9 protein-coding genes are annotated in these 10771 nt (G+C 48.8%); 7 read left to right on the forward strand and 2 right to left on the reverse strand.

Annotated elements, in window-relative coordinates:
* A partial coding sequence (locus MiSe_RS44185) for a hypothetical protein (protein WP_226592877.1) occupies positions 1-216 on the forward strand: 216 nt, incomplete at its 5' end.
* Between the two features lie 15 nt (positions 217-231).
* Here the strand turns inward: MiSe_RS44185 and MiSe_RS44190 are convergent.
* Positions 232-795: a Uma2 family endonuclease gene (locus MiSe_RS44190; protein ID WP_226592879.1), complete on the reverse strand. Its 564-nt coding sequence runs from the start codon at positions 793-795 to the stop codon at positions 232-234.
* A gap of 109 nt (positions 796-904) precedes the next feature.
* On the opposite strand from MiSe_RS44190, the gene MiSe_RS44195 reads away from it, so the two are divergent.
* Entirely contained in the window at positions 905-2191 is a 1287-nt protein-coding gene (locus MiSe_RS44195; RefSeq protein ID WP_226592881.1) for a bifunctional folylpolyglutamate synthase/dihydrofolate synthase, read from the forward strand.
* 260 nt (positions 2192-2451) lie between these two features.
* Here the strand turns inward: MiSe_RS44195 and MiSe_RS44200 are convergent, their stop codons facing one another.
* Positions 2452-3861: an ABC transporter substrate-binding protein gene (locus MiSe_RS44200; protein WP_444980628.1), complete on the reverse strand. Its 1410-nt coding sequence runs from the start codon at positions 3859-3861 to the stop codon at positions 2452-2454.
* A gap of 173 nt (positions 3862-4034) precedes the next feature.
* On the opposite strand from MiSe_RS44200, the gene pilM reads away from it, so the two are divergent.
* From pilM to MiSe_RS44225, 5 genes are all read left to right on the forward strand, one after another.
* A complete protein-coding gene (pilM, locus tag MiSe_RS44205; protein ID WP_226592883.1) occupies positions 4035-5144 on the forward strand; it encodes a type IV pilus assembly protein PilM in 1110 nt (369 codons plus the stop codon).
* A 4-nt stretch (positions 5145-5148) separates the two neighbouring features.
* Positions 5149-5988, forward strand: coding sequence for a PilN domain-containing protein (locus tag MiSe_RS44210; RefSeq protein ID WP_226592885.1), 840 nt, complete (start codon positions 5149-5151; stop codon positions 5986-5988).
* Complete coding sequence (locus MiSe_RS44215) at positions 5975-6826, forward strand: hypothetical protein (RefSeq protein WP_226592887.1); 852 nt, start codon at positions 5975-5977, stop codon at positions 6824-6826. Before MiSe_RS44210 ends, MiSe_RS44215 begins: the two co-directional genes overlap by 14 nt.
* 428 nt (positions 6827-7254) lie before the next feature.
* The gene (locus tag MiSe_RS44220) at positions 7255-7713 is read left to right on the forward strand and encodes a hypothetical protein (RefSeq protein WP_226592889.1); all 459 of its coding nucleotides are present in this window, start codon (positions 7255-7257) and stop codon (positions 7711-7713) included.
* 288 nt (positions 7714-8001) lie between these two features.
* Entirely contained in the window at positions 8002-10605 is a 2604-nt protein-coding gene (locus tag MiSe_RS44225) for a secretin GspD/PilQ domain-containing protein (protein ID WP_226592891.1), read from the forward strand.
* Positions 10606-10771 lie beyond the last annotated feature (166 nt).

The following is a 10771-nucleotide window of genomic DNA, read 5'->3' on the forward strand; positions in this document are numbered from 1 at the left end:
TTGTGGGGTGGGCCCGGCAGGCAGGATGCCCACCCCACAAAACTAGGAACAAACTGCTTGTGGGGTGGGCCCGGCAGGCAGGATGCCCACCCCACAAAACTAGGAACAAACTGCTTGTGGGGTGGGCCCGGCAGGCAGGATGCCCACCCCACAAAACTAGGAACAAACTGCTTGTGGGGTGGGCGTCCCGCCCGCCCTTCAAATAATCAGCAATAGGTCTTTTAATATTTTTTATCCAAGTAGCTCATCTACAGCAACGCTAAAACCTGGTAAAACAATTTGAGTGGTAACCGTTTTACCAGAAGTAAACACAAGTTGCCGCTCTTGAGTGATGACAATAATCCATTTATTTTCAGGAAATACTAACCAAACTTCCTCGCCACCTGACTGTAAATACTCTTGAGATCTGGCAATAACATCTTCAGCTAAATCGGTAGGCGAAACAATTTCCGCACTCAACGGGAAACTCTGAGGTAATACCGCAGCTTCGCCAAATTGTGCCACCAATTCTGGAGTAAGATAAGAAACATCCGGCCTGCGTCCCTGTTTATTGGTGCGACAGGGTGCATCTGTGTAAACTTCTCCTCCCTGCCCACTGGAGTCTTTATAATTTCTCCAACCAGTAGCTAATCTGGATTGAACCCGACCATGCTTCAGTGTCATACCATTTTTCTCCACTAACTGTCCGTCTACCCACTCCTTATCGTCGGGTGGGTTTTGCATCCAGTCTTCTAGTGTAATTTGGCGAGATTCCCTGACTTGATACTCTGTTAATTCTACGACTGAACTTACCATCTCAATTTCTCCTGGTTTTTTCCAAGATAACTCGAATACTCCTCACTTGCTTTGGTTTTGGTACGTTACTATTGCATAATTTTATTTAACAGCGATCGCATTCCCCAAAGTGACCATAGATTCTATTCTCCAACCCTTCCAACACTTCGGCGTCCACCTCGGACTCGAACGCATTCACAAATTATTAGCCAACTTAGGAAATCCCCATCAGCAAGTCCCCGTTATCCACGTCGCGGGAACAAATGGCAAAGGTTCTGTTTGCGCCTATCTTTCTGCCGTATTAACAGCAGCAGGTTATCGCGTCGGACGCTATACTTCTCCCCATTTAATCGATTGGAACGAACGCATTTGCATCAACGAACAGCCTATTTCCTTGACTGAATTAGAACAATTATTGCTGCAAGTACAAGCTGCCATTAATCCAGATGAAGCATCGCCGACTCAGTTTGAAGTTATCACCGCCGCTGCTTGGCTGTATTTTGCTCAACAACAAGTGGATATTGCTGTTATAGAAGTAGGTTTGGGGGGACGTTTGGATGCAACAAATGCATGCTCGCGTCCCCTAGTAACGGTGATTACTTCTATCAGTCGGGAACACTGGCAGGTTCTAGGGCCAACTTTAGCAGATATCGCTAACGAAAAAGCGGGTATCCTTAAACCTGGATGTCCTGCTGTTATCGGATTGTTACCGCCGGAAGCTTTAGCTGTGGTAGAAAAGCGGATTCAAGAATTAGGTTGTCCGGCTATTTTTCCATCTCCAGCAATAGAATTAAAAACCCCAGAGACCCAGAGGACGCAGAGGTGGGTAGAATATGAAGGAATTAGATATCCCTTGCCTTTGTGGGGGGAATTTCAACTGATGAATTCGGCGTTAGCGATCGCATCCCTCCAGATCCTACAACAACAGGGGTGGAAGATTTCAGAGGAAGCGATCGCATCGGGTATGGCAAACACAAAATGGCCCGGACGCATCCAATGGACAACTTGGAACAACCATCAATTATTAATCGATGGCGCCCATAACCCCGCCGCCGCACAAGTCCTGCGTCAATATGTCGATTCTTCACAAATTTCACCCCCCCTTCTTAAGGGGGGGCAGGGGGGGATCTCCTGGGTGATGGGAATGCTTTCTACTAAAGACCATGGGGATATTTTTAAAGCATTGCTAAAAACGGGAGATCGCCTCTTCCTAGTTCCCGTCCCCGACAATAGTTCCGCCGATCCGCAACACCTGGCAACCCTAGCTCAAAATATATGCCCCGACTTGGCTTTTTGTCACGTCTATCCCAACCTAGAAACTGCCTTAGACGCCGCCTTCACCCAGGAGCAAACCTTAACAGTGTTATGCGGTTCTCTCTATCTAATCGGTCATTTTCTAGCTTGTAGGGTGCGTTAGCGATAGCGTAACGCACCATCTTTAAATCAAAACGGTGCGTGACAACAGTCACGCACCCTACATATCGTCGTTAGCCACAATCTTTCAATTTGAATCGAGCTTATATGGGCGCATCTTTTCCCATTATAAGAATAACCCAAAAAACCGATAAAATCAAGGGGCAACCTGAAAAATTTACAAAGTCGCGAATGTTGTAGTAGCACGGCAACCATAAAATTTTCACTTGTACAAAATATTTCGCTCGCCTTGCCCCTACGCTCCTAGGAACGTTTATCCCACTCTACTGCCGCATCTGCTACAGCTTGATCCACAGTCTTTTCACCCAACATTGCCGCCTGCAAGTTCTCATAAATTGCTTTTTGCAGCAAGTTGCGGTCTTTCATTGCCGGAATTAACACAGAAGCAAGCTTTAGTTGATTCGCACTGACAACGCGAGCTTTATCCATCGGTGTAGCATTGCCAGGGAGGGTTTTAAAGTAATTATCTTGCAGCGCTTTAACTGTAGAAGGGAGGACGTTAGCAGCTTTAGCAAAAGTTAGTTGATTTTCGTCGTTGGTAACAAATAAAGCAAACTTGACCGCCGCATCGGGGATATTTGTATCGCGGGGGACGAAGAGATTCATTACCGCAACATTGCGCTTACCCGTTTTGCCGGTAACTTGGGGGGAGGTAGCGGAGACTTTGGCGATCGCGGGGGCGTTTTTAGCGATCGCATCCAAAAACTGCACTCCCGAATCCAAGATGGCAATTTCCCCAGCTTGGTATAGCTCAATTGCACGTTGGTGTCCTTGTGTCAAGGCTTCTTTCGGCAATAGCCCATTTTTATACAAATCCACCCAATACTGAAACGCCGCCTTACCTTCGGGAGTATTAAACGCCGCCTTCCCTTGGTCATCGACCAATTTAACCCCCATCTGGACGAAAGATTCCAGGACTTGCGCCGAATCTTCCGGAACAAAGCTGGCAAAAAAAGCGTACTTGCCCGTTTTTTCTTTAACTTGCTGCGCCACTTGCGCCAACTCTGCGTAAGTCGCAGGCGGAGATTTAATCCCAGCTTGCTGCAACAATGCGCTATTGTAAATCGTTATTCCCGTAGCCAGATACCAAGGAATGCCAAAACTTTTACCGTTGAGCGTTGTTGCTTGCCAAATATTAGCTAAATAGGAAGCACGCACCTGAGTTGGCACTTTAGCATCCAAATCTAACCAGGCATTGCGGGACGCCAATTGGGAAGCAAAATCGGGGTTTAAGTTTACCACATCGGGGGCTGTTTTCGCCGAAACCGCCGTCAGAATCTTGCTTTCCATCGCCGACCAAGGTACATCGGTCCAGCGGATCTTGACACCGGGATTTTTAGCTTCAAAACTAGCAATCAGCTGGTTGAAGTAATCGGTAAATTGCGGCTGAAGCTGCATCGTCCAGAACTCGACTTCCTGGGTGCTTGTTGCACCCCTGTTAGACCCAGGCGTACAACCGCCTACGGCTAAAATCCAACTCAGCAATAATCCCAGCAAAGCAAAAAGGCTCAATCGCTTCCAGGTTTTATAGCGGATTGCAGCCGTTGATGGTACACCGAAAGTTTGTGTAGCGGCACCCTTAAGGGTGCCGCTACACAAACAAGCCAAAAGGCTGTACCTGACTCGCTGGCAATCCCCTGTAAATACACGCATGTGAATCCTTGATGGCTTTTTCGATGATTGGGGGTATCCTATGTACTGACTCCCAATTGTTTGGTCAAACAACCCAGGTGAGTTGTAGATAAAATTGGGTAGCAGATCCCTGATTATCGATCTAGAGTACATTTTTTATCATTCTTTATCCTGGAAAAAAACGGGCTACAACAGTGGTTAACGCCTTAAAGAATCTATTTTCCAAGCGCCAACCTGGGGTGGGCATCGAATTAGCCCCAGAACGGATCAATATTGCCCAGTTACGCAAGCAAGGACCGGGTTATAAATTAGTCACCCTGCACTCGGTGGAAGTACCGGAAGGCGTCTTCCAAGAAGGTCAGATCGTTGACCCGCCGCAGATGGCGGAACTAATTTCCACAGCAATGGCAGAAAAAAAGATTAAAGCCACCCGCGTCGCCACAGCAGTACCGGGGGCAGCGGGAGCGATCGTGCGGATTATACCAGTTCCGGCAGAACTAAACGAAACAGAACTGCGGGAGATGGTGCTAAACCACGAAGCGGGGCTTTACTTGCCATTTCCGCGCGAAGAAGCCGATGTAGATTATCAGAAGCTCGGCTTTTTCACCGATGAAGATGGGATTGAAAAAACGAACGTACTGCTAGCCGCCGTCCGCAAAGAAGTCACCGATACCTACATCGAGACATTTAAGCAGGCGGGATTGCAAATCGACGTGGTGGAAATTAACAGTTTTTCCCTGATTCGGACGATTCGCGAGCAACTGCGGCAATTTTCATCCCAAGAAGCGGCGGTGCTGGTGGATATCGAGTTCGAGAGTACCGAGATTGCGATTGTAGTGGATGGAGTGCCGCAGTTTTCCCGTACCGTCCCCATCGGCATGTTCCAAATTCAAAGCGCCCTCAAGCGCGCGATGAACTTGCCCACCGACCGCAATACGGAAGTGCTAAAAGGAATTACCATTCCCACCGCACCAGTGGATACGGGGGTAAGAAGCGGTTCGACCGGGATTAATCCGGGCATGGCAGCTATGCTGAGAGTATTGGGAGAGCTAGCCGACGAATTGCGTCGCTCGATCGATTTTTATCTGAATCAGAGCAGCAATTTGGAAGTGGCGCAGCTGCTGCTGGCAGGACCCGGAGGCGGGATTGGACAGTTGGATGAATTTTTCACCCAAAGGTTGAGCTTGCCTACAACTCAGGTCGATCCGGTAGCTGCTTTAGGTTTGGAAGTTGGCGAAGATATTACCTCAGTACAACGACCGGGATTGGGAGTGGTGCTGGGTTTAGGACTTAGAGAGGTTTGAGGCGATGTATAACCTGGAAATTAATTTTCTCAATGACCCCCAGCGGAAGCCAATAAAAATTGATCGCCCTGGGCCAAAACCCGCACCCCTGAATGAAAGAATGCTGATGTATGCGGGGGTGGTGGCGGGGTTGCTGCCTTTGGCATTGGTGGGCGGTTTTTGGTTTTACCAGAATTCTGAGACAGGGAGGCTGACGGCAGAACGCGACAAGCTCAGGCAAGAAAACGCAGCAACACAAGCTCAGCAAAAGCAAATCGATAATGTCAAAAAACAAGTTAAAGACATTAAAGAGGAAACAACAGGCTTAGTGACGGTTTTCGACCAGCTCAAGCCTTGGAGTGCGATGTTGCAGGATGTACGCGATCGCTTACCCGCCGGAGTCCAGCTAACCTGCGTAGGCCAAACCGTACCGACTTCATCGGATATCGCCAACTGCCAGGGCGTCCAAGCCGCATCTGCTGGCGCGAGTTCCACCAGCACCACAGGCGTGCCAGCAACGGACACGATCGTGATTAGCGGGTTGACCTACAACTTCGGCAGCATCAACGATTTCTTGCTGACACTCCAGCAATCCCCCTTCTTTAAACCAGAAGAAACCAAACTCGTCATCTCCGAATTAAAAGACTACCCCGCTCAGTGGCAACAGAGTCAGTCGAGTAGCACCGCCAGCGGCGGGACTCAGCCAAAACTGAGAAAAGTGGTGGAATTCACGATTAGAACGAGTTTGAGCGATACTCCGGCTTCTAAGTTATTGCGAGAATTAGAGCGTAAGGGTGCATTGGGACTGGTAACTCGAATCGAAAACCTTCAGCAAAAAGGAGTGCTTCAAAATGGCTTACGCTGATGACGCTATGATCGATGGCGCCGAGCAGAACGGTGGGGCGCAATATCCCAGTGCGTTTGGCATTGAATTCACCCCCAAGGTCACTGGTATCCTAATTGGCGTCGTCGGGTTGGCAGGCGCCGCTTATCTGTTTATGAACTTTGTGCAGCCGGTAATGCAAACGAATCAAACGCTGATCGATGAAATTAACACAGAGAAAGCCAACGCCAAAAACAAAGAACAACTCCAGCAAGAACTGCAACAAGCGCAGGCAGATATGGCAATTGCTAAGCAGCAACAAGCATCTGTCTTTACATTGTTTGCCAATCAACCCAGCTTAAAAACCCTGCTGCTAGACCTGAACAAGCGGATTGAAAATAGAAATACCAACCTCAAACCCGATGACGTCAAGGCGAGACTGAAAAAGTTTCAGCCAGATCCCAAAGCTTCTGGTACAGTCACCGACTCTTCTTTAGGCCCGGCGGTCAACAACAAATTGTACCGCGAAGTATATATCGTCGAACTGGAAGGCACCTTCGCCCAGACAATGCTGTTCATGCTCGATCTCGAACGCCTCAAACCCCTGCTAGTGGTGAAAAACTTGAAATCCGAGTTGGAGACGACGGATAGATTTTACGTGTTGCAACAGCAAGGGAAACTGGTGCCGGTCAAGGTGAACGAGAGCGGCACCGGACAAGCGATCGCCCAATTCGACCAGAATGGCAAACCCATCGCCAACCCTGTGAGAAAGCTGAAAACATCGTTTCAGTTGCAGGCGCTTAGACCCCTCACCGCCGAAGAAAAAGCCAAACTCGCACCCGCAACCCCCCCATCAGGGCAACAACAGCCAGCTAGGTAACTCAAGTTGCTAGTTATCTCTCTGGGAGCGGCTAATGGCTAATGGCTAATGGCGAGATTGGTAAAAATCCTATATTAGCAATTAGCAATTAGCAATTAGCAATTAGCAATTAGCAATTAGCAATTAGCAATTAGCAACGCCCTTGTTTATAACTAGCAACTTGCGTTAGGTAGTACTGCAACCCTACCTGCTACCCCGCTTTTAGAGGAGCAGGTGGGCAGGGGGGCAGGTGGGCAGAGGGGGAAAAAGATTTGACAATAATCAGGAGATAGATGATAAAATATTACATCGTTTGATTGGCTATCCGAGATTTCGATGGATGCAGGCGCAGGTTTTGCAGACGTGGTAATAAGTAAGCATTTCTCTACTTATTCCGCTTAATCCTTAACATTTCGCTCACAACCTGACCCATTATTAGAGGAGTAGCGATGTATAGCCTAAAATTAGAGTTAAAACTTAACAACAAAGATCGTTCTGGAATTGCCGGTGGCGCTGGTTTTAGCCGCTTAGTGTACAACTTTGGGCTGTCGCTACTTACCTCTTCTTGGGGATTTGAGGGAATCCTTGCTACCGACTCCAAGCGCTTAGCCGAGAGCGAGAAAGTCAAAACCAACCACGTCAAAACAAAGCCCCAATACACTTGGATGAACCAATATCCATCAGCCATCTACTCATCAGCGCTAAGAAATTTAGCTTCATCTGTTGACCGATGGCGTAAAGGCTCTTCTGGTTTGACTCGATTCAAATCTAAGAAGAGGGGAGACAGTTTCACAGTCTTGAAAAAAGCAGGGGTGTACACTTTCCATAGATCGCGATCTAAATGCTGCGATCAATCTGGAAAATGCCCCGTCCAATCAAGTACGTGCGGCAAGCGCGGAATTTCCTAGTGGACAAGTTGGAGCCGACTCCCAAAGGTTGAAGCAGGAAGCTTTCAGTCGAGTTAAGCTTGCATACTTGATTTGAGTAAGTTTTGTCTTGCACAATCGCAGATGTTGCATAAACTGGCTGCACCGCGTGGGATCGGTTTCAAGTTTCCAATGTGTGGAAGAAAAATAGAAATGGTATAAATATGCTGATAGTGAAGCACTCGTAAATATAAAAAATACATAAACTCTTGTGGGCAACATCGCCCTCAAGTTTCCAGATGCCAACCTGTTGGAGTGAGGAGGGAAAAGGTGAAACAGCATCAAGGACTGGGAGCATTATTGATAGGGGGAGGAGTCCTCCTAGCGACACAGCCAGTTTGGGCAGCAGCAACTCAGGTAACTGGAGTGCGGGTCAATCCCAATGGCAACGGGGTGCAGGTGGTTCTGGAAACGCGAGACGGCGATCGCCCGCAAATTTTTATGATTAATCGCCGCAACGACTTGGTTGCGGATATTACGAATACCCAGTTGCGATTACCACAAGGCAACAGCTTTCGTCAAGATAACCCAGCCCCCGGTATTGCTGCGGTGACGATAACGCAGATGAATGCCAACAGCATCCGGGTGACCGTCAGCGGCACGAACGGCGTCCCCAAGGGACAGATTATCGATCGACCGGGCGGCGGGGGAATAGCCTTGAACTTCAGCAGCGCCGGTGGAGGAGCGGCAGCAGCACCCACCCAGACGACCCCGACTCAGGGGAACAGCCCCACAGCGCAAGTACCAACGGCACAGCCGCCTACCGGGCAAACCCCATTAGTTCCCAACCCACAAATTAACATCAACGGGCAACCCGCACCCCCAGCCGGGACAATTCAACCCACCAGCCCAACCCCGCCTTTCTTACCCAGAGCAGTTGCGCCCCCGGTAGGCGATATAGCCGTTTCCGAAGCTGATACCTCTGCCAGCACCATCGATCTGGGAACGGCTGAGCGTATTCCTCGCCTGCTACTACGCGACGCTCCGGTGCGAGAAGTTTTATCTCTCCTTGCCCGCGCCGCTAATTTGAACATCGCTTTTGTCAAACCCACGCCAACGGGTGGGCAAGCTCAAGCTCAAGGACAAGCTCAGGGTTTGGGTTTGTTGGACTCTACGATTTCATTGGATATTGAAAATGAGTCCATTCAAGACGTGTTTAATTACGTCCTGCGAATTACCAGACTGGAAGCTAATCGAGAGGGACGCACAATTTTCGTTGGTACTAGATTACCCGATCAAGCCCGTAATGTTATTAGTCGCACCCTACGTCTGAATCAAGTTCTAGCTTTGGATGCAACTCGCTTTCTGATTGAACAAGGGGCAGAAAGGAATGAGGTACGAACTACGACGCAAGTAATAACTATTGGAGAAGGAGCAACTGCGCGAACCGTTACGACCACCCAAACGCAGGTTGAATTAGTGACAGCCGATGAGTTAAATGATCAGGGACAAACCTCTTACAAGGGAAACGCCAACTTACCACTCAGAGGGGTTTTGGTGACGCCTAATGAAAGAGTCAATACTGTTACGATTGTTGGAGATCCCCGCAAAATTGAGCTAGCTTCAGCTTTAATATCTCAGCTAGATGCTAGGCGTCGTCAGGTGGCGGTAAACGTCAAGATTATTGATGTCAACTTGTTGAACACCGATCTGGCGAATACAAGTTTTTCCTTTGGAGTGGGTCGAGCCTTCTTTTCGATTGACGGTGGAGCCGCGTACTTTAACTATGGTGGTTTCAGGCCCCCCCAAGCTGGGGAGGCAGCTGGAAGTTTGGTCAGCCCAACGGTCATCCCCAATCCAATTCAAGGAACGCCTTTCTTAGATCCAAATAGCCCAATATTAGTTCCAGGTACTACACCCGGTAGAGTTGATGTTGGTGCAGACGGCAGCATAAACATCCAACCAAACCAGCCTGGAGCTTTTCCACGACCTGTTGCCCCATTTGGAACAGGTGGCAACCCGCTGGTCGGAGGGATTACAGAAGTGCAGCCAGCAACACCTACTACGGTCACCACTACTATCACGCCAGGAACCCCAGGAACTCCAGCAACTCCAGACAGAACGACTCCTGACCGATTTATTACACAACCAGATGGTACAGTCACCGTAATCCCAGGACAATTTATTCCAGGAACTCCAGGAACGCCACCGACTCCACCTACAACCACAAGAACGGTAAATGTGGGTCAGCCCGGTAGTATTACAACTGCTCTGCCGTCTTTGTTCCAGTTCCCCACCCGTTTTCTATCTCTCCTACAAGCTCAAATTACCAATAACAACGCCAAGATTTTGACCGACCCGACTTTGCTCATCCAAGAAGGGGAGACAGCTAGTGTCAACCTCGGTCAAGAAGTGGTAACAAACCGAATCATTCAGCGGGAAAATACTAATGCCGGTCAAACTGTAACCGAAAGGGTAGAAAAAGGAAATGCCGGTTTAACTCTTCAGATTCAGGTGAGTCGGATTGACGATAACGGCTTTATTACTATGACTGTGAATCCATCAATTACAGCGCCTTCAGGTGTAGCCAATATTGCTGGGGGCAGTCAAATTACATTGTTAGCAAGAAGGGATTTGCAATCCGGACAAATTCGCATACGAGACGGTCAGACGTTAATTCTATCGGGGATTATTCAGGACTCAGACCGCACAAGTATCACTAAAGTACCGATTTTAGGCGATATTCCGATTTTGGGGGCGCTGTTCAGAAGGACAGAGCGGTCGAATGCTCGCCAAGAGGTAATTGTGTTGCTGACGCCCCAGGTGCTGGATGACGCCTCTGGCGCTCCATTTGGCTACCGCTATCGCCCCAGTCCGGATGTGCAGCAAATGTTGCAACAGCGCGGTGGTATTCCCGGTGTCAACAATCGCTAGGGATTCGCCCGGTTGGTAAGTTTTCTCGTTTTTCTCGTTTTTTCTCGTTTTCTCGTTCCCAGGTTTTTCTCGTTCCCAGGTTGAACCTGGGAACGAGGGTTTGGAGGCTCCGCCTGCCGATTGTTGCAACAGGTGCAAGATATTAGTTGACATAGTTATGTCAGCA

The sequence above is a fragment of the Microseira wollei NIES-4236 genome (genome assembly GCF_020521235.1).
GTDB lineage: Bacteria > Cyanobacteriota > Cyanobacteriia > Cyanobacteriales > Aerosakkonemataceae > Microseira > Microseira wollei.

Excerpts from the sequence above, each read along its gene's own strand:
- MiSe_RS44190 (WP_226592879.1), bottom strand. The coding sequence starts at position 795 with ATGGTAAGTTCAGTCGTAGAATTAACAGAGTATCAAGTCAGGGAATCT.
- MiSe_RS44200 (WP_444980628.1), bottom strand. The coding sequence starts at position 3,861 with ATGCGTGTATTTACAGGGGATTGCCAGCGAGTCAGGTACAGCCTTTTG.
- MiSe_RS44210 (WP_226592885.1), top strand. The coding sequence starts at position 5,149 with ATGTATAACCTGGAAATTAATTTTCTCAATGACCCCCAGCGGAAGCCA.
- MiSe_RS44215 (WP_226592887.1), top strand. The coding sequence starts at position 5,975 with ATGGCTTACGCTGATGACGCTATGATCGATGGCGCCGAGCAGAACGGT.
- MiSe_RS44220 (WP_226592889.1), top strand. The coding sequence starts at position 7,255 with ATGTATAGCCTAAAATTAGAGTTAAAACTTAACAACAAAGATCGTTCT.